At 72.5% G+C, this 18,163-nt stretch carries 16 protein-coding genes and 1 pseudogene; 14 read left to right on the top strand and 3 right to left on the bottom strand.

Features of this window, described 5'->3' with window-relative positions; translation table 11 throughout:
* Nucleotides 1-12: 12 nt before the first annotated feature.
* Nucleotides 13-873, bottom strand: coding sequence for an alpha/beta hydrolase (locus tag ACZ6KF_RS21400; RefSeq protein WP_469239640.1), 861 nt, complete (start codon nucleotides 871-873; stop codon nucleotides 13-15).
* A gap of 165 nt (nucleotides 874-1,038) precedes the next feature.
* Between ACZ6KF_RS21400 and ACZ6KF_RS21395 the strand changes: the two genes are divergently transcribed.
* From ACZ6KF_RS21395 to ACZ6KF_RS21365, 7 genes are all read left to right on the top strand, one after another.
* Complete coding sequence (locus ACZ6KF_RS21395) at nucleotides 1,039-1,830, top strand: response regulator transcription factor (RefSeq protein ID WP_356635457.1); 792 nt, start codon at nucleotides 1,039-1,041, stop codon at nucleotides 1,828-1,830.
* Nucleotides 1,831-1,912: 82 nt separating this feature from the next.
* Nucleotides 1,913-2,935 carry a LacI family DNA-binding transcriptional regulator gene (locus ACZ6KF_RS21390; RefSeq protein WP_356635455.1) on the top strand — a complete coding sequence of 341 codons (1,023 nt, stop codon included), beginning with the start codon at nucleotides 1,913-1,915 and terminating at the stop codon, nucleotides 2,933-2,935.
* Nucleotides 2,936-3,117: 182 nt separating this feature from the next.
* On the top strand, nucleotides 3,118-4,161 hold the full coding sequence (locus tag ACZ6KF_RS21385; RefSeq protein WP_469178184.1) for a S1C family serine protease: 1,044 nt from the start codon (nucleotides 3,118-3,120) through the stop codon (nucleotides 4,159-4,161).
* 14 nt (nucleotides 4,162-4,175) lie between these two features.
* On the top strand, nucleotides 4,176-4,478 hold the full coding sequence (locus tag ACZ6KF_RS21380; RefSeq protein ID WP_469178182.1) for a hypothetical protein: 303 nt from the start codon (nucleotides 4,176-4,178) through the stop codon (nucleotides 4,476-4,478).
* A 46-nt stretch (nucleotides 4,479-4,524) separates the two neighbouring features.
* Nucleotides 4,525-5,259: a response regulator transcription factor gene (locus tag ACZ6KF_RS21375; RefSeq protein WP_356635449.1), complete on the top strand. Its 735-nt coding sequence runs from the start codon at nucleotides 4,525-4,527 to the stop codon at nucleotides 5,257-5,259.
* Nucleotides 5,256-6,704 (top strand): sensor histidine kinase, encoded by a 1,449-nt coding sequence (locus tag ACZ6KF_RS21370; protein WP_469160576.1) that lies wholly within the window; start codon nucleotides 5,256-5,258, stop codon nucleotides 6,702-6,704. Before ACZ6KF_RS21375 ends, ACZ6KF_RS21370 begins: the two co-directional genes overlap by 4 nt.
* Nucleotides 6,705-6,843: 139 nt before the next feature.
* On the top strand, nucleotides 6,844-8,916 hold the full coding sequence (locus ACZ6KF_RS21365; RefSeq protein ID WP_469239638.1) for a pectinesterase family protein: 2,073 nt from the start codon (nucleotides 6,844-6,846) through the stop codon (nucleotides 8,914-8,916).
* A gap of 103 nt (nucleotides 8,917-9,019) precedes the next feature.
* Here the strand turns inward: ACZ6KF_RS21365 and ACZ6KF_RS21360 are convergent, their stop codons facing one another.
* Nucleotides 9,020-10,828, bottom strand: a complete 1,809-nt coding sequence (locus ACZ6KF_RS21360; RefSeq protein ID WP_469239636.1) for a bifunctional metallophosphatase/5'-nucleotidase — start codon at nucleotides 10,826-10,828, stop codon at nucleotides 9,020-9,022.
* A 157-nt stretch (nucleotides 10,829-10,985) separates the two neighbouring features.
* Here ACZ6KF_RS21360 and mshD point away from each other — a divergent pair, with 157 nt between their 5' ends.
* The 6 genes and pseudogenes from mshD to ACZ6KF_RS21330 all read left to right on the top strand — a co-directional run bounded on the left by mshD (nucleotide 10,986) and on the right by ACZ6KF_RS21330 (nucleotide 16,966).
* Complete coding sequence (gene mshD / locus ACZ6KF_RS21355; RefSeq protein WP_356635443.1) at nucleotides 10,986-11,912, top strand: mycothiol synthase; 927 nt, start codon at nucleotides 10,986-10,988, stop codon at nucleotides 11,910-11,912.
* Between the two features lie 185 nt (nucleotides 11,913-12,097).
* A complete protein-coding gene (locus tag ACZ6KF_RS21350; protein ID WP_469239771.1) occupies nucleotides 12,098-12,499 on the top strand; it encodes a GntR family transcriptional regulator in 402 nt (133 codons plus the stop codon).
* 92 nt (nucleotides 12,500-12,591) lie between these two features.
* Nucleotides 12,592-12,795, top strand: a pseudogene (locus ACZ6KF_RS21345) (hypothetical protein); the annotation flags it as partial.
* A 275-nt stretch (nucleotides 12,796-13,070) separates the two neighbouring features.
* On the top strand, nucleotides 13,071-15,434 hold the full coding sequence (locus ACZ6KF_RS21340; RefSeq protein WP_356635441.1) for an RNA degradosome polyphosphate kinase: 2,364 nt from the start codon (nucleotides 13,071-13,073) through the stop codon (nucleotides 15,432-15,434).
* Nucleotides 15,415-16,512, top strand: a complete 1,098-nt coding sequence (locus tag ACZ6KF_RS21335; RefSeq protein ID WP_356635439.1) for a CHAD domain-containing protein — start codon at nucleotides 15,415-15,417, stop codon at nucleotides 16,510-16,512. The genes ACZ6KF_RS21340 and ACZ6KF_RS21335 overlap by 20 nt, the downstream gene beginning before the upstream one ends.
* Nucleotides 16,513-16,540: 28 nt before the next feature.
* Nucleotides 16,541-16,966 (top strand): NUDIX hydrolase, encoded by a 426-nt coding sequence (locus tag ACZ6KF_RS21330; RefSeq protein WP_356635437.1) that lies wholly within the window; start codon nucleotides 16,541-16,543, stop codon nucleotides 16,964-16,966.
* On the opposite strand, the gene ACZ6KF_RS21325 is transcribed toward ACZ6KF_RS21330, so the two are convergent.
* Nucleotides 16,963-17,139 (bottom strand): hypothetical protein, encoded by a 177-nt coding sequence (locus tag ACZ6KF_RS21325; RefSeq protein WP_356635435.1) that lies wholly within the window; start codon nucleotides 17,137-17,139, stop codon nucleotides 16,963-16,965. The genes ACZ6KF_RS21330 and ACZ6KF_RS21325 overlap by 4 nt on opposite strands.
* Nucleotides 17,140-17,275: 136 nt before the next feature.
* Between ACZ6KF_RS21325 and ACZ6KF_RS21320 the strand changes: the two genes are divergently transcribed.
* Nucleotides 17,276-18,112, top strand: coding sequence for an SCO4651 family lipoprotein (locus tag ACZ6KF_RS21320; RefSeq protein WP_356635433.1), 837 nt, complete (start codon nucleotides 17,276-17,278; stop codon nucleotides 18,110-18,112).
* Nucleotides 18,113-18,163: the final 51 nt, after the last annotated feature.

The following is an 18,163-nucleotide window of genomic DNA, read 5'->3' as shown; positions in this document are numbered from 1 at the left end:
TGAGCACCCAGGCTAGCCGTCCGCACCGACGGCCCGGACGGCCCAGTCCCCGATCCTGGCGAGCAGGTCGTCGGTGGCCGCGTGCTCCGCGTGGCCCATGCCCGGTTCCAGCCAGAGTTCGCCGTGGTCGCCGGCCGCGGCGGCGAGCATCCGGGGGTGGTCGACGGGGAAGTAGCCGTCCCGGTCGCCGTGGACGACGAGCAGCGGGACCGGGGCGATGCGGGGCACGGCCTCGACCGGGGAGAGCGGGACCGGGTCCCAGTGACGGCGGTGGATGCGGGTGCGGAAGCCGTAGCGGCCGACCAGCCGGCCCGCGGGGCGGGTGACCAGCCAGTGCAGCCGGCGCATGGGGGCGGTGCCGCGGTAGTACCAGCGGGCGGGCGCGCTGACCGACACCACGGCGTCCACGTCCCCGCGGTGCAGCGCCGCGTGCCGCAGCACCACCGAGCCGCCCATGGAGAAACCGACGGTCACCACCCGCGCGTGCCCGAGCCCACGCGTCCGCTCGACGACCGCCGCGAGGTCCAGCACCTCCCGGTCGCCGACGGTCGAGTAGCCGCCGGAGGCCCCGTGCCCGCGGAAGGAGAAGGTGACGACGGCCCCGTGCCGGGCGAGCGCCCGCGCCACCCGTCGGACATGCGGCCGGTCCGCGTCGCCGGTGAAACCGTGGGCGACGACGAACACCGGGTCACCGGAAAGTGGCGCGGAGGCGTCCGCGGAAGATTCGTATACGACCCCACCCGGTTCGTATACGAAATCGATCGGAATGCCGTCGGACGTGCGCAGAAACGTCCGCAAAGGGGTGCGGCTGCCCGTCTCAGCCTTCGGACGAACGGTGGAATGTGCCGCATGACCTGCCGGACCGTTGTTCATGTGGGCTATTCTGCTCGGCAGAGGACCTGGGCAGCGTGGCCCCCGGGTCCTTTTGTGCTTTCGGAAGCGTTGTATACGGAGCGGGAAACCGCCGGTGTACGGGGCCCCGGGAACGCAGAGCAATGCCGTAGAAGTCCTCGCAGGGACCGAGGAGGAACCAGACGTATGAGTTCTCTGCTGCTCCTGACCAACGCTCTCCAGCCGTCCACCGAAGTGCTCCCCGCGCTCGGCCTGCTGCTGCACAACGTGCGCGTGGCGCCGGCGGAGGGCCCCGCCCTCGTGGACACCCCGGGCGCCGACGTCATCCTGATCGACGGACGCCGTGACCTGCCGCAGGTGCGCAGCCTGTGCCAGCTGCTGCGTTCCACCGGCCCCGGCTGTCCGCTCATCCTCGTCGTGACCGAGGGCGGCCTCGCCGCCGTCACCGCCGACTGGGGCATCGACGACGTCCTCCTCGACACCGCGGGACCGGCCGAGGTCGAGGCCCGGCTGCGGCTCGCGATGGGCCGCCAGCAGATCGTCAACGACGACTCCCCGATGGAGATCCGCAACGGCGACCTGTCGGTGGACGAGGCCACCTACTCGGCCAAGCTCAAGGGCCGGGTCCTGGACCTCACCTTCAAGGAGTTCGAGCTCCTCAAATACCTGGCCCAGCATCCGGGCCGGGTCTTCACCCGCGCCCAGCTCCTCCAGGAGGTCTGGGGCTACGACTACTTCGGCGGCACCCGCACGGTCGACGTGCACGTACGGCGGCTGCGCGCCAAGCTCGGTCCCGAGCACGAGTCGCTGATCGGCACCGTCCGCAACGTCGGCTACCGCTTCGTCACCCCGGAGAAGGGCGAGCGCGCCTCCGACGAGGGCAAGTCCAAGGCGGACCGGGCGAAGTCCGCGGGGCGCGCGGAGAGCGCCGACGAGCCCGCCGCCGTGGGCGCCGCCGAGGTCGCGGCCGAGGCATGACGGCGGCGCGGACGCCCGGACGGGCGCGAAGAAGGCTCTGTACTCCCTGCCCAGGGGCGGTCCATCCGCGTAGACTCCGCGCGTGGCCAAGGTAACCAGGGATGACGTGGCGCGGCTGGCGGGTACGTCCACCGCCGTCGTCAGCTATGTCATCAACAACGGACCCCGGCCGGTCGCCCCGGCCACGCGCGAGCGCGTCCTCGCCGCCATCAAGGAGCTGGGGTACCGGCCCGACCGCGTCGCCCAGGCGATGGCGTCCCGGCGCACGGACCTCATAGGCCTGATCGTGCCGGACGCCCGCCAGCCCTTCTTCGCGGAGATGGCGCACGCCGTGGAGTGGGCGGCGTCCGAGCGCGGCAAGATGGTGCTGGTCGGCAACTCCGACTACGTCGGCGAGCGCGAGGTGCACTACCTGCGGGCGTTCCTCGGGATGCGCGTCTCCGGTCTGATCCTCGTCAGCCACGCGCTCAACGACCTGGCCGCCGCCGAGATCGACGCCTGGGACGCCCGGGTGGTGCTGCTGCACGAGCGGCCCGAGGCGATGGACGACGTCGCCGTCGTGATGGACGACCTCGGGGGCGCGCAGGACATCGTCGCCCATCTGCTGGGCCACGGGTACGAGTACGTCGCCTGCATGGGCGGCACCGCGGACACCCCGGCGGTCGGCGACCCGGTCTCCGACCACGTCGAGGGGTGGCGGCGCGCGATGGAGGAGGCCGGGATATCCACCGAGGGCCGCCTCTTCGAGGCCCCCTACAACCGGTACGACGCCTACCAGGTCGGCCTGGAGATCCTCGCCGGCCCGCGGCGCCCCCCGGCGATCTTCTGCTCCACCGACGACCAGGCGATCGGCCTGCTGCGCGCGGCGCGCGAGCTGCGCATCGACGTGCCCGGCGAGCTGGCGGTGGCCGGCTTCGACGACATCAAGGAAGCGGCCCTGGCGGACCCGCCGCTGACGACGGTCGCCTCCGACCGCTCGGCGATGGCCCGTGCGGCCGTCGACCTGGTCCTGGACGACGCCGTGCGCGTCTCGGGCTCGCGCAAGGAGCGGCTGAAGGTGTTCCCGTCGCGGCTGGTGGTGCGGCGGTCGTGCGGGTGCGAGTGACGCGGGGCTGAGAGCTGCCGGGCTGAGGGCTGCCGGGCTGAGGGCTGCACGGCTGGGGGCTGATGGCCCCGGGGCGTTCTCGGATCGCCCGGGGCGTCTTTTACATCGGGCATACGAGGTTCTGCCGGGCTTCTCAGGGGGCGCTCAGGGTGCTCTCATGGTCCGTCGACAGGCTCGGGGACATGACCGAGAGCCCGCGTTCCATGCACCCCGAGTGGCCGCCCCCGCCCGCCCACGAGCCGGCGTCCGCCCCTCCCCCCGCCCCGTCGCCCGCCGATCCCACCCCGCTGCTCGCCGAGCCCGTCGCGCACGACGCCCGCGCGGCGCACGCGACCCGCGCCTCCCGCCGCAGGCCCGCCCGGGGGGCGGGCGCGCTGCTCGCCGCCGTGGCCGTCGTCGCCGCGGCCGTCGGGGGCGGCACGGCGTACGGCATCCAGGAACTCAGCGGCAGCGACACGGTCGCCGCCGCCGGCAGCACCGGCGGCAGCACGAGCGTCGTGCCGTCGAGTCAGAAGGGGACGGTCGCCGGGGTCGCCGCCGCGGTCGGTCCGAGCATCGTGGAGATCAGCGCCACCTCCAATGCCGGCGAGTCCACCGGATCCGGTGTGATCATCACCAGCGACGGCGAGATCATCACCAACAACCACGTCGTCTCCGGCGCCTCCGAGATCACCGTGACGACCGGCGACGGCAAGGAGTACGACGCCGAGATCGTCGGCACCGACAGCGGCAAGGACCTCGCGCTCCTCGAACTGGCGGACGCCTCCGGGCTGGCGGCGGCCTCGCTCGGCGACTCCGACGGCGTCCAGGTCGGTGACACGGTCGTGGCGATCGGCTCGCCCGAAGGGCTGACCGGCACCGTCACCAGCGGCATCGTCTCGGCGCTGGACCGCGACGTCACCGTCTCGACGGACGGGAGCCCGCAGCAGCGGCAACAGCAAGGCGGCGGCTGGCCGTTCGAGTTCGGCGGCCAGGAGTTCAACGGCGACACCGGCTCGTCCACGACGACGTACAAGGCGATCCAGACCGACGCCTCCCTCAACCCGGGCAACTCCGGTGGCGCGCTGATCGACATGAACGGGAACGTCATCGGCATCAACTCGGCCATGTACTCGGCGAGCGGCTCGTCGTCGGCCGACGCGGGCAGCGTGGGGCTGGGCTTCGCCATTCCGATCAACACCGTCAAGTCCGACCTGGACAAGCTGCGGGCCGGTGCCACCGAGTGAGGAGCGGCGACCACATGATCAAGCGCACCGTCCACATCGTCCATACCGTCCACACCGTGCCCGCCGCCGACGCGGGCGCCGCGTCCGTCACGTCGGCGCTCAGGGTGGCGTACGCACTCCACGCACCCGGCGCTTCGACTCCCGCGCCTCCTCGCGCTCCCGCCCCCGCCTCGCGCGCCCAGGAGATCGCGACCGCCCTCTCCCGGCCCCCCGCCCCGGCCAAGGCGGCCCCGACCCCCGCCCCCGCCCGGCGCTCCGCGCGCAAGGCCGACCGCCGCCGGACCGTGCCCCCGCCCGCCGGGAACGTGCGACGCTGACAAGGTCAGACCGCTCCCGCCCACCGACACCCGAGGATTCCCGCCCATGAGCCCCGCCGAGGCCGACCGTGACCCCCAGCGCATCCTGATCGTCGACGACGAGCCGGCGGTGCGCGAAGCGCTCCAGCGCAGCCTCGCCTTCGAGGGGTACGACACCCGGGTCGCGGTCGACGGAGCGGACGCCCTGGAGCAGGCCGCCGCCTACCGGCCCGACCTGGTCGTCCTCGACATCCAGATGCCCCGCATGGACGGCCTGACCGCCGCCCGCCGCATCCGGGCCGCCGGCGACACCACCCCCATCCTCATGCTCACCGCCCGCGACACGGTCGGCGACCGGGTCACCGGCCTCGACGCGGGCGCCGACGACTACCTGGTCAAGCCGTTCGAGCTGGACGAGCTGTTCGCCCGCATCCGCGCGCTGCTGCGCCGCAGCTCGTACGCGGCGGCGGTGGCGGGCGGGGCGCCCCAGGACGACGCCCTCACCTTCGCGGACCTGCGGATGAACCTGGCGACCCGGGAGGTGACACGGGGCGGGCGGCCGGTGGAACTGACCCGCACGGAGTTCACGCTGCTGGAGATGTTCATGGCGCACCCGCGTCAGGTCCTCACCCGTGAGCAGATCCTGAAGGCGGTGTGGGGCTTCGACTTCGAGCCGTCGTCCAACTCCCTCGACGTGTACGTGATGTACCTGCGCCGCAAGACGGAGGCGGGCGGCGAGCCGCGCCTCGTCCACACCGTGCGGGGCGTCGGGTACGTCCTGCGGCAGGGCGGCGCCGAGTGAACGGCGTCGCCCGCCGCGTCCGCGCCCTCCCCATCCGCTCCCGGCTGGCGCTTCTGGTGGCGGCGGCGGTGGCGTTCGCGGTGGCGGCCGTGTCGGTGACGTGCTGGTTCGTGGTGCGCGGGAAGCTCTACGACGAGATCGACACCGACCTGAAGTCGTCGGTCGGCGCCGTGCAGCGCATCAACGTCGCCGCCGCGCTCGCCGCCTGCGGCCAGTCACCCGACTCCGGGCCGCTCGGCCCCGGCTCCGACAGCTACATCCAGATCGTCACGTCGGACGGGGAGGCCTGTCCCTTCCCCGGCTCCGGGGGGACGGTCACCGTCACGGACGCGGACCGGGACATGGCCCAGGACCCGCGGGGGGAGTCCCGGGGACCGCGCGACGGCAAGGACAGCGACGGCACACCGGTGCGCGTGCTGACGACGGCCCTCTGGGTGGAGGACCGGGGCAACCGCTACCTCGCCGACGACTCCGCGCTCGTCCTCGCCGTCTCCCTGAAGGGCACCCGGTCCACCCTCAACGAACTCGCCCTGCTGCTCCTGCTCGTCTCCGGCATCGGGGTCGTCGGCGCCGGCGCCGCCGGTCTCGCCGTCGCCCGCGCCGGGATGCGGCCCGTCGACAAACTCACCGAGGCCGTCGAACACGTGGCCCGCACCGAGGATCTCGCCATCCGCATCCCCGTGGAGGACGACAGCGAGGACGAGATCGCCCGCCTCTCCCGCTCCTTCAACTCGATGACGTCCTCCCTGGCCAGCTCCCGCGACCTGCAGCAACAGCTGATCGCCGACGCCGGCCACGAACTGCGCACCCCCCTGACCTCGCTGCGCACCAACATCGAACTCCTCTCCCGCAGCGAGGAGACCGGCCGCCCCCTCCCCGAGGCCGACCGCAAGGCGCTCCTCGCCTCGGTGAAGGCCCAGATGACGGAACTGGCCGCGCTGATCGGCGACCTCCAGGAACTGTCGCGCTCGGAGGGCCAGCGCGGGGAGCGCGTCCAGGTGGTCTCCCTGGAGGACACGGTCGAGTCGGCCCTGCGCCGCGCCCGGCTGCGCGGCCCCGAGCTGACGATCACGGCCCACCTGGAACCGTGGTACGTCCGGGCGGAACCCGCGGCGCTGGAGCGGGCGGTGGTCAACATCCTGGACAACGCGGTGAAGTTCAGCCCGGAGGGCGGCACGATCGAGGTGCGCCTCACCGACGGCGTCCTCACGGTCCGCGACCACGGCCCCGGCATTCCGGCCGAGGAACTCCCCCACGTCTTCGACCGCTTCTGGCGCTCTCCGTCGGCCCGCGCCCTCCCCGGCTCCGGCCTCGGCCTGTCCATCGTGGCCCGCACGATCCACCAGTCGGGCGGCGAGGTCACCCTGACCCACGCCGAGGGCGGCGGCACGGTGGCGACGATCCGCCTGCCGGGGGCGGGGGTGCCGCCGCCGGAGACGCCGTGAAGTGAGCCACCGTTCACCTCACTGCCGGAAGAGTCCCGCCACCACGATCTGCGGAGCTTCGGCTCGCCCGACGGCAACCTTTCCCCCGCCCGCGCCGACCCCTTGGTGTCCCCGCACTCCAAGGAAACGGAACCCGCACATGCGTGAGAACCGCAGCAAGCCCCGCCACCGCCGCGGGCGCACCGCGTTGTCGGTCGGTCTCCCCCTGGCGCTGACCGCCGCCGGGACGTTCGCCTACGGCGGCGACCTCGGGGTCTTCGGCGAGGACGTCCAGCGGACCGCCTCCGCCGCTGCCGCCACCTGGGCCGACGACGTCGCCGACGGCTTCGCGTCCGTCAACTCCCTCGGCCAGAACGGCACCTACGGCGGGCGCGGCGGCAGGACCGTCACCGTGCGCACCCTGGCCGACCTGGAGAAGTACGCCACCGCAGCCGAGCCCTACGTCATCGTCGTCGCCGGGACGATCACCATGAACCCGGTCGGCAAGGAGATCAAGGTCGCCTCCGACAAGACCATCGTCGGCTCGGGCACCGCCGGTCAGATCGTCGGCGGAGGCTTCTTCCTCGGCACGGGCGTGCACAACGTCATCATCCGCAACCTCACCATCCGGGACTCGTACCAGGGCGTCTGGAACGACAAGGACCACGACTTCGACGCGATCCAGATGGACGGCGCCCACCACGTGTGGATCGACCACAACGACCTGCGGCACATGGCCGACGGGCTCATCGACGTCCGCAAGGACAGCACCAACGTCACGGTGTCCTGGAACCGGATGAGCACCAACAACAAGACGTTCGGCATCGGCTGGACCGAGAACCTGGTCACCGACATCACGGTCCACCACAACTGGATCCGCGAGACCGAGCAGCGCAACCCCTCCACGGACAACGCCGCGCACGCCCACCTCTACAACAACTTCCTGGAGGACACCCCGGGGACGGACATCACCTCGTCCTACGGCAACTACGCGCGCGGGCGCACCAACATGGTCCTGGAGAACTCCTACTTCCAGGGCTTCCGCAACCCCGTCATCCGCGACGCCACCGCCACCCTCGTCCAGCGCGGCAACGTCTTCTCGGGGACGAGCGGACGCAACGAGAGCGGCGGGACGGCCGCCTCCTTCGATCCGAAGGCGTACTACGCGTACACCCTCGACAAGGCAGCCGACGTCCCGGCGGTCGTCAAGTCCGGGGCGGGTCCACGGAGTTCCCTGGGCACGGCCACCGCCACCTCCACGTCGGCCGCCGCGGCCACCACCCTCACCGTCGCCAAGGACGGCACCGGCCGGTACTCCACCGTCCAGGCCGCCGTGAACGCCGTGCCCGTGAACAACCCCGCCCGCGTCGTCATCGCCGTCAAGCCGGGCACGTACCGCGAGCCGGTGAAGGTGCCGGCCAACAAGCCGCACGTCACCATCCAGGGCACCGGCGCGAGCCGCAAGGACACGGTGATCGTCTACAACAACGCCTCGGGCACGCCGAAGCCGGACGGCTCGGGGACGTACGGCACCGGGGGCAGCGCCACCGTCGCCGTCGAGGCCGACGACTTCCAGGCCCGCAACCTGACCATCTCCAACGACTTCGACGAGGCGAACAACCAGCACATCGGCGGCCACCAGGCCGTCGCCCTGCGCACCGCCGCCGACAAGGTGTTCCTCGACGGCGTGATCGTCACCGGCGACCAGGACACGCTGCTGCTGGACACGGCCGCCAAGGACCGGCTGGGCCGGGTCTACATGACCGACTCCTACGTCGTCGGCAACGTCGACTTCATCTTCGGCCGGGCCACCGCCGTCATCGACCGCTCGGTGATCACGCTGAAGAAGCGCTGGAACGGCACGTCGGCCGGTTACGTCACCGCCCCGAGCACGGCCGCGAACCGCAAGGGCTTCCTGATCGCCAACTCCACGGTGAACGGCGACGTCTCCGACCGCACCTTCTACCTCGGCCGCCCCTGGCACGCCGGCGGCGACGCCACCCTCGACCCGCAGACCACGGTCCGCAACAGCACGCTCAGCGCCGCGATCCGCACCGCGCCGTGGACCGACATGAGCGGCTTCTCCTGGAAGGACGACCGGTTCGCGGAGTACAGGAACACCGGCGCGGGCGCGGGCGCCGCGAGCGCCGACCGCCCGCAGCTCACCGACGCACAGGCCGCCGACCAGGAAGTCGCGGACTGGCTGGCGGGATGGACGCCGACGGCGTCCTGACCGCCGTAAGAAGAGAGGAAAAAGAGGAAAGCGCCGCGTTTCCCGGGACCCCGGGAAACGCGGCGCTTTTCCTGCTTGTACCGCTACTGCCGACTGCCTACTGCTACTTGACGATCGTGATGCGGTTCGTGACCGGCGGTGCGATCGGCGCGGTGGCCGAGGAGTTCGCCGTCAGGTAGCGCTCCAGAGCGGTCAGGTCGTCCAGGCCCACCAGGTCGTTGTCGCCCGTGCCCAGCGTCGGGAAGCCGTCGCCGCCGCCCGCGAGGAAGCTGTTCGTCGCGACGCGGTAGGTGGCGGCCGGGTCGATGGCCGCGCCGTTCAGGCGGATCGAGTCGGTGACGACGCGGTCGGCGCCGGTCCTGGTCAGGTCCAGCGTGTACGTCAGGTTGGCGGACGGCTGGAGGATCTTCGGGGAGGCCGTGTTGGCGCCGCTCACCTGCTCCTTGAGGACCTGGATCAGCTCGGCGCCGGAGAAGTCCTGGAGGTTGACCGTGTTGGCGAACGGCTGGACCGTGAAGCCCTCCGCGTACGTCACCACGCCGTCGCCCTCGGTGCCCTTGGCCGCGTAGGTCAGGCCGGCCCGGACGCCGCCCGGGTTCATCAGCGCGACGTCGGTCTCCGGGTCGAGCTCCTTTCCGTACGCGAGCTGCGCGTCGGCGATCAGGTCGCCCATCGGGGACTCGGTGCCGGTGTTGGGGATGTCGGCGGAGATGTAGCCGATGGGACGGTTGCCGATGGGCGCCGCGAGGGCGTTCCACCTGCCGATCAGGTCGGTCATGTCGGGCGCCTTGGGGACGTCCCGGGTGACCACGTGGTTCGCGGAGGTGACGGCCGTACGGGCGATGTCACCCGTGAAGCGGTCGTAGGTCAGCGTGGTGTCCGTGTAGAGGCGGCCGAAGGACGAGGCCGAGGTGACCGTGCGCGGGTTGCCCGCCGGGTCGTCGATCGTGCACACGTACGCGTTGTGGGTGTGGCCGGTGACCAGCGCGTCCACCTGCGGCGTGACGTTCTTCGCGATGTCCACGATCGGACCGGAAACGCCGTCGCCGGCGCCCGGGGAGTCGCAGTCGTAGTTGTACGCCGACGAGGCCGGGAAGCCGCCCTCGTGGACCAGCGCGACGATCGACTTCACGCCCTGCTTCTGGAGCACCTTGGCGTACTTGTTGATCGTCTCGACCTCGTCCTTGAAGGTGAGGCCCTTGACGCCCTCGGCGGAGACGATGTTCGGGGTGCCCTCCAGGGTCACTCCGATGAAGCCGATCTTGACGTCCTTCTTCTTCCACACCCAGTACGGCTTGAGGATCGGCTTGCCGGTGTCCTCGCCCAGCACGTTCGCGGCGAGGTACGGGAAGTCGGCGCCCGCGAACTCCTCGTCCGTGTAGCAGCCCTCGACCGGGTGGCAGCCGCCGTTCTGGAGCCGGGCCAGTTCGCGCGCGCCCTCGTCGAACTCGTGGTTGCCGACCGCGCTGACGTCGAGGTCGAGGCCGTTGAGCGCCTCGATGGTGGGCTCGTCGTGGAAGAGGCCCGACAGCAGCGGGGAGGCGCCGACCATGTCGCCGCCGGCCGCGGTGATCGAGTACTTGTTGCCCTCGCGCGCCTGGCGCAGGTGGGTGGCGAGGTACTCGACGCCGCCCGCGTCGACGGTGCGGGTGGTGCCGTCCTCGTGCAGCTCGGTGACGCGGCCGGAGGAGCCGGACGGGGGCTCGAGGTTGCCGTGCAGGTCGTTGAAGGACAGCAGCTGCACGTCCTGGTAGCGGCTCCAGCCGCCGCCCTTGGTGTCGTCGGCGGCCGTCCCGGCGGTTGCGGGCAGCGCGGTGGCCAGGGCGCCGACGGTCGCGATCCCCGCGGCCACCGCGAGGACGCGGGTCGTGCGGCGTCGGCGGTGGACGCGCGGCTGAGGTGTGGCAGGCATGTGCCCCCCTGTGGGTGTGCTGAGGTTCTGTGACGTGGCTTGGCTCCGTCCGGGCGCAGCCTAAAGTCAACGCGCGTAGCGCGACAGGGGTATCCGGGTTACATCATGGTTTCCCTTTGCCCCCGCGCCGCACCCCCTGCCCTTTACCCTCGATCACATGACCAGCGACGACATCGCACGGCCGGGCCATGCCCGCTCACTCCAGACCCTCACCGCCCTTTCCCCGGAGCAGATCGAGGCGGTTCTCGGACTGCTCGCCGAGGCAGCGCGCGCCGACGGCCGGCAGGCGGTGTCCGAACAGGGCCGGCTCCAGCTGAGCGGCGGCGAGCGCGAGGGCGTCTCCCACCTGCTGCTCTCCGAGGACGGCGAACTCGTCGGGTACGCCCAGCTGGAGGACACCGACCCGGTCGAGGCGCCCGCCGCCGAGCTGGTCGTCCACCCCGCGCACCGCGGGCACGGGCACGGACGCGCCCTGGGCGCCGCCCTGCTGGCGGCCACCGGCAAGCGGCTGCGGGTGTGGGCGCACGGCGGCCACTCCGCCGCCCGGCACCTCGCCCAGGTCCTCGGCCTCACCCTCTTCCGCGAACTGCGCCAGATGCGCCGCCCGCTGACCGGCCTCGACCTGCCGGAGCCGGTGCTGCCCGAGGGCGTGACCGTCCGCACCTTCGTGGCCGGGCAGGACGACGCCGAGTGGCTCGCCGTCAACGCCGCGGCCTTCGCGCACCACCCGGAGCAGGGCTCGCTGACCCAGCGGGACCTGGACGACCGCAAGGCCCAGCCGTGGTTCGACCCGGCCGGCTTCTTCCTCGCCTTCCGCGACGGCGAACTCATCGGCTTCCACTGGACGAAGGTGCACGCCGAGGAGCAGCTCGGCGAGGTGTACGTCGTCGGGGTCGCGCCCGCCGCGCAGGGGCTCGGCCTCGGCAAGGCCCTCACCACGATCGGGCTGCGCCATCTCGCCGCCCAGACGCTGCCGACGGCGATGCTGTACGTCGACGCGGACAACAAGGCGGCGGTGGCGGTGTACGAGCGGCTCGGGTTCCGGACGTACGAGACGGACCTGATGTACCGCAGCGAGACGTGAGGCACCGCGGCGGGACGTGAGGCACCGCGGCGGGACGTGAGGCACCGCGGCGGGACGTGAGACAAGTCCCCGTACACCCGTCGGAAGCGGGTGGCCGGCGACGGACGAGGGGGCGGCGATCTTGACGCCGCCCCTTCCTTGCACCACCCTTTCACTACTTGATTAGTGAAAGCGTGGTGGTCCGGGTGGTCGCGTACCGCATCGACCGGCGCAGCGGCGTCGCCACCTACGTGCAGATCGTCCAGCAGACCAAACAGGCCCTGCGCCTCGGTCTGCTGCAACCCGGCGACAAGCTGCCCACGGCCCGCGAGGTCGTGGAGGCCACCGCCGTCAACCCGAACACCGTGCTGAAGGCCTACCGCGAACTGGAACGCGAGGGCCTGGTCGAGGCCCGCCGCGGCCTCGGCACCTTCGTCCGCAGAACGCTGGGCGCCGCCGCCGCCGCGGACTCCCCGCTGCGCGAGGCGCTGCACACCGACCTGCGGGCCTGGGCCGACCGCGCCCGGCAGGCCGGCCTGGACCGGGACGACGTGACCGCACTCTTCACCTCCGTACTGGACGAGCGCTTCCAGGGGGACCCGGCATGACCGACACCGCCCTCGATGCGGCTGACCTGGGCAGGAGATTGGGCCGGCGCGGCCGGCGCCCCGCCCTGGGCGGCTGAGCCTTCGCCCTCCCCGCCGCCCGCGTCCGCGCCCTGGTCGGCCCGAACGGCGCCGGGAAGTCCACCCCGCTCGCCCCCCACCGACGGCGCACCGAGGGCGCCGTCACCGTGCTCGGCACGACCCCGGCGGCGGCCCGCGAGCGCCTCGTGTACGCCGCCCAGGGCAAGCCCCAGCACCCGCAGCTCAGCGTTGCCGGCGGGGAATCGTCCTGGCCCTGACGGCGGCGCTCCTTTTGCTGCACCGCGCCACGGGCGGCCGTGCCTGACGACGGCGGCGGCGGGGAGGCGGCCCCCTCCGGTCCGGCCATTTCCGCCCCCATGACACGCCCCTCCCCGCCGCCCCGCGCCCTGCCCCCGCCCGCCGCCTTCCGCCTGCTCCGCCGCCGTACCGGCTGATTTGCCGCTCACCGGCAACCCCGGCGGGCCGTGCCCCGCTATCCCGCACGTCATGTCGCCGTAACCATTGATTCAGACTGGCTTGCGACGCTCGGCCAATGACTCCCGCCGTGCCCGAGCCTTCGCGGCCCCCCACCGAGGGCGCCGAGTGGAACGGAGCCGCCGTGCTCCCGCCCGCCCGCTCCGACGCGCCTGTATCGCTCCCGGCGCGGAACAATGGAGCCATGAGCCAGAACGCCGAGGCAGACGCCACGAAGGTCCAGCACCACCAGCCCTCCGTGGGCTCCATAGCCGCCCACCGCCCGCACACGGTCTCGGCCACCGTCTCCGACCTCGAACCGGACATCGACGCCGACCTCGACGCGTACGAGGAGGCCGACCACCCCGGCGAGCCGCTGCCGCAGGGCCGGTTCCTGGACCGGGAGCGCAGCTGGCTCGCGTTCAACGAGCGTGTCCTGGAGCTCGCCGAGGACCCCAACACGCCCCTGCTGGAGCGCGCCAACTTCCTGGCGATCTTCGCCAGCAACCTGGACGAGTTCTTCATGGTCCGGGTGGCCGGACTCAAGCGCCGCATCGCCACCGGCGTCGCCACCCGCTCCGCCTCCGGCCTCCAGCCCACCCAGGTGCTGGAGATGATCTGGGCCCGCTCCCGCGAGCTGATGGCCCGGCACGCCGCCTGCTTCCACGAGGACGTCGCCCCCGCCCTCGCCGACGAGGGCATCAACCTGGTCCGCTGGAGCGAGCTGACGGACAAGGAGCAGGCCCGCCTGTTCACCCTGTTCCGGCACCAGATCTTCCCCGTCCTCACCCCCCTCGCCGTCGACCCGGCGCACCCCTTCCCGTACATCTCCGGCCTCTCCCTCAACCTGGCCGTGGTGGTGCGCAACCCCGTCAGCGGCCACCGGCACTTCGCCCGCGTCAAGGTCCCCCCGCTGCTCTCCCGCTTCCTGGAGAGCTCCCCGGGCCGGTACGTCCCCATCGAGGACGTCATCGCCGCGCACCTGGAGGAGCTGTTCCCGGGCATGGAGGTGCTGGAGCACCACGCCTTCCGCATCACCCGCAACGAGGACCTGGAGGTGGAGGAGGACGACGCCGAGAACCTCCTCCAGGCCCTGGAGAAGGAGCTGATGCGCCGCCGCTTCGGGCCGCCGGTGCGGCTGGAGGTCGAGGAGTCCATCGACCGCGAGGTGCTCGACCTGCTGGTGCGGGAGCTGAAGATCACCGAGGCCGAGGTGTACCCGCTGCCCGGCCCCCTGGACCTCACCGGCCTCTTCCGCATCCACGGCCTGGACCGGCCTGAGCTGAAGTACCAGAAGTTCGTCGCCGGCACCCACCGCGACCTCGCCGAGGTCGAGTCGGCCTCCGCGCCCGACATCTTCGCCGCCCTGCGCACCCGGGACGTGCTGCTGCACCACCCCTACGACTCCTTCTCCACCTCCGTGCAGGCGTTCCTGGAGCAGGCCGCGGCCGACCCGGACGTCCTCGCCATCAAGCAGACCCTGTACCGGACCTCGGGCGACTCCCCCATCGTGGACGCGCTGATCGACGCCGCCGAGTCCGGCAAGCAGGTCCTCGTCCTGGTGGAGATCAAGGCCCGCTTCGACGAGCACGCCAACATCAAGTGGGCGCGCAAGCTGGAGGAGGCCGGCTGCCACGTCGTCTACGGCCTGGTCGGCCTGAAGACGCACTGCAAGCTGTCGCTGGTGGTCCGTCAGGAGGGCGACACGCTACGGCGCTACAGCCACGTCGGCACCGGCAACTACCACCCCAAGACGGCCCGCCTGTACGAGGACCTCGGCCTGCTCACCGCCGACCCGCAGGTGGGCGCCGACCTGTCCGACCTGTTCAACCGGCTCTCCGGCTACTCCCGCCGGGAGACCTACCGCCGGCTGCTGGTCGCCCCCAAGTCCCTGCGCGACGGCCTGATCTCACGCATCGACAGGGAGATCCAGCACCACCGCTCCGGCCGCCCCGCCTACGTCCGCATCAAGGTCAACTCGATGGTGGACGAGGCGATCATCGACGCCCTGTACCGGGCGTCCCAGGCGGGCGTGGCCATTGACGTCTGGGTGCGCGGCATCTGCGCGGTGCGTCCCGGCGTGACCGGCCTGTCGGAGAACATACGGGTCCGCTCGATACTCGGCCGCTTCCTCGAACACTCCCGCGTGTTCGCCTTCTGCAACGGCGGCGAACCGGAAGTGTGGATCGGCAGCGCCGACATGATGCACCGCAACCTCGACCGCCGCATCGAGGCCCTCGTCCGCGTCGTGGACCCGGCGCACCGCGCCACGCTCAACCGGCTTCTGGAGACCGGCATGTCGGACTCCACTGCCTCCTGGCACCTGGGCCCGGACGGCGAATGGACCCGGCACGCGGTGGACGGGGACGGCGGGCCCCTGCGGAACATCCAGGAGATGCTCATAGACGCCCGGAGGCGCCGGCGTGGCACAGCAACACCTTGACCCCACCGACCCCCTGGCGGGCCCGGTGACCGGTGAGGCCCTGGCGGGCTATCTGCGGGCGCAGGCGACGGAGTTCCTCCGCGCCCTGCGCCAGCACCGGGAGACCGGGGGCGGCGGGGCCGCCCACCACAACGGCACGGACGAGACGGTCGACGCGGCGCGCGCACTGCGCCGCTCGGCCCGCCGGATCAGCGCCAGCCTGCACACCTTCCGGCCGCTGCTGGACGCCGACTGGGCCGAGGGCATGCGCCCCGAACTGGCCTGGCTGTCCGGCACGCTGGCCCTGGAGCACGCGTGCGCGGCCCGGCTGGAACGCCTGCTGCAGGCGCTGCACCGGCTGTCGGGCTCGGCGCCCTTCCCGGCGCAGGCCACGCTGCCCGCGTCCGGCCGGACCCGGGTGGCCGTGGCCGAGGAGACCGCTCCCGCGGCTCGGACGGCGACCGCACCGGAGCGCGGCAACCTCACCGTGGGCGCCGCGAAGGCGGGCGCGCTGCTGGAGCGCCAGCTGACCCTGGCCCGGACACGCGCCCACTCCAGCGCCCTCCAGGCGCTCGGCTCCAGCCGCTTCCACGCCGTCGCCGACAAGGTCGCCTTACTGGCCAGCGAGGTGCCGCTCACCCCGGCCGCGGTCACCGCCGACCTGGGCCCGCACGCCGCGGCGGCCGAGGAGCGGCTCACCGACGCGGTCGCCGCGCTGCCGCTGGTCACCGCGGGCAACCCGTACAACGCCGAGGCCCTGATCCACGGGCTGTCCCCGGAGGCGGCCCCGCATCCGCAGGACGCGCCCTGGCACCAGGTCCGGCTGCTGCTGCGCCTGCACCGCTACGCCCGCGAGGTGATCGAGGGGCAGGACGCGCCCGTCGACGTGCGCCTGCTGGCGGCGGGGCAGGCCCTCAACCGGCACCGCGACGCCTCCGAGGCGGCAGCGGCGGCGGCAGCGGCGGCCCGCACCCCGCGCATCGCCCCCGCGACGGCATACGCCCTCGGCGTCCTGCACGCCGACCAGCGGCACGAGGTGGAGGCGGCGCGGTTCGCGTTCCAGCAGTCGTGGCAGAAGCAGACGGTGGGCACGCCCTGACCGCGGCGAAAGGACGGTGACCGAACCCATGACCGACGAGGAGCAGCCCGTACTGGCGGCGGGCTGCGTGCTGTGGCGCCGCTCCCCCGCCGACGGCGGGCTGGAGCTGTGCGTGGTCCACCGTCCGAAGTACGACGACTGGTCCCACCCCAAGGGCAAGCTGAACCCCGGCGAGGACGCGCTGGCCGGGGCGCTGCGGGAGGTCGAGGAGGAGACCGGCTACACCGCGGCGCCCGGCCCCGAGCTGCCCACGGTCCACTACCTCACGGGCGGCCGGCCCAAACAGGTGCGCTACTGGGCGGCCGAGGCGGTCTCCGGCGGCTTCACCCCGAACTCGGAGGTGGACCGCATCCTGTGGCTGCCGCCCGCGGCGGCCCGCGACCGCCTCACCCAGCCGCGCGACCGCGAACTGGTGGACGAACTCCTGACGGCGCGGCGCCACCCGAGCCGCTAGTCGGGACTCCCCGCGTGCCCGGCCGCGTCGGTGCGCGCCTGACTGCGCGCCCGGCGGGCGGGCCCCCGCCATCCACAGCTGCACCGCGCGATGCAGAACGACCCCTGCTCGACCATGGTGGTCCGGTGCTCCACCTGTTCCCCACCCGGGACGAAACGCTCCTGCTGCGTCACGCCGACAACGTTACCCACCCCAGGTGAACAACAGGATCCCCGTGCCCCCCGCCCCGCGCGTGACGGTGCAACCTACCGGTCGTTAACCGACACGAAGGGGGCCCGAGACGGACGGACGGCTGGGGGTAGGCAGGCGATGGCGGAGCGGCAGCACGGCAGGGCGGGCGGAACGGTCCTCACGGCGGGACTGATCGCCTGCCTGTGCCTCGGCGGCTCCGGCTGCCAGAACACCGGCGCGGCGGCGGACGACGCCCGCCCCGCCGACCCGGTGCGCACCCTGCACCGGGCCGCCGACGCCCTCGAGGAGGCCGGCAGCTCCCGGGCCCGCACATCGATGGAGATGGCCACCGGCGGCACCCGTGTGACCATCCACGGCGAGGGCGTCTACGACTTCGCCCAGCGGCGCGGCCGGCTCACGCTGCTGCTCCCGCAGGACCCGGCGGGCACCGCGCACCGCCCGATCACCGAGCTGCTCACCCCCGGCGCCCTGTTCATGAAGAACCGCGGCGCGGGCGTCCCGGCGGACAAATGGGTCCGCGTCGACACGGCCACCCTGTCCGACGGCAATCTGGTCACCGGCGGGGCCACCGACCCGTTCACCGCGGCGGAGGTGCTGCGCGGCACCCACACCGCGACCTACGTCGGCACCACCAGGCTCGACGGCACGGAAGTGCGCCACTACCGGGGCACGGCGAACCTCTCCCGCGCGGCGAAGCACGCCTCCACGGACGGCCGTGCCCCGCTGACGGCGGCGGCGAAAGGGTTCGCCACGGCCGAGGTCCCCTTCGACGTCTTCCTCGACACCGAGGGCCGCATCCGCAAGCTGGAACACCGCTTCAGTTTCGTCAACGGCAGCAGCAGAAACAGCGTGGCGGTCTCCTCCACCACGTTCCTCTACGACTTCGGCGCTCCGGCCGACGTGACGCTGCCGCCCTCCGAGCACATCTACGCGGGCCGCATCGCCGAGAAGTGACCGGCTGGAACTAGCCCGTCCGTGCCATGCGCGGTGCGCGGGCCGCTCCCT

It is taken from the genome of Streptomyces sp. NPDC046379 (assembly GCF_055587785.1).
The sequence above is the reverse complement of the archived record's forward strand: the minus strand, read 5'-3'. Positions and strand labels throughout refer to the sequence as shown.

Coding starts and splice junctions, on each gene's coding strand:
- ACZ6KF_RS21400 (WP_469239640.1), bottom strand. CDS start 873: ATGAACAACGGTCCGGCAGGTCATGCGGCACATTCCACCGTTCGTCCG.
- ACZ6KF_RS21395 (WP_356635457.1), top strand. CDS start 1,039: ATGAGTTCTCTGCTGCTCCTGACCAACGCTCTCCAGCCGTCCACCGAA.
- ACZ6KF_RS21385 (WP_469178184.1), top strand. CDS start 3,118: ATGACCGAGAGCCCGCGTTCCATGCACCCCGAGTGGCCGCCCCCGCCC.
- ACZ6KF_RS21380 (WP_469178182.1), top strand. CDS start 4,176: ATGATCAAGCGCACCGTCCACATCGTCCATACCGTCCACACCGTGCCC.
- ACZ6KF_RS21375 (WP_356635449.1), top strand. CDS start 4,525: ATGAGCCCCGCCGAGGCCGACCGTGACCCCCAGCGCATCCTGATCGTC.
- ACZ6KF_RS21365 (WP_469239638.1), top strand. CDS start 6,844: ATGCGTGAGAACCGCAGCAAGCCCCGCCACCGCCGCGGGCGCACCGCG.
- ACZ6KF_RS21360 (WP_469239636.1), bottom strand. CDS start 10,828: ATGCCTGCCACACCTCAGCCGCGCGTCCACCGCCGACGCCGCACGACC.
- mshD (WP_356635443.1), top strand. CDS start 10,986: ATGACCAGCGACGACATCGCACGGCCGGGCCATGCCCGCTCACTCCAG.
- ACZ6KF_RS21340 (WP_356635441.1), top strand. CDS start 13,071: ATGACTCCCGCCGTGCCCGAGCCTTCGCGGCCCCCCACCGAGGGCGCC.
- ACZ6KF_RS21330 (WP_356635437.1), top strand. CDS start 16,541: ATGACCGACGAGGAGCAGCCCGTACTGGCGGCGGGCTGCGTGCTGTGG.
- ACZ6KF_RS21320 (WP_356635433.1), top strand. CDS start 17,276: ATGGCGGAGCGGCAGCACGGCAGGGCGGGCGGAACGGTCCTCACGGCG.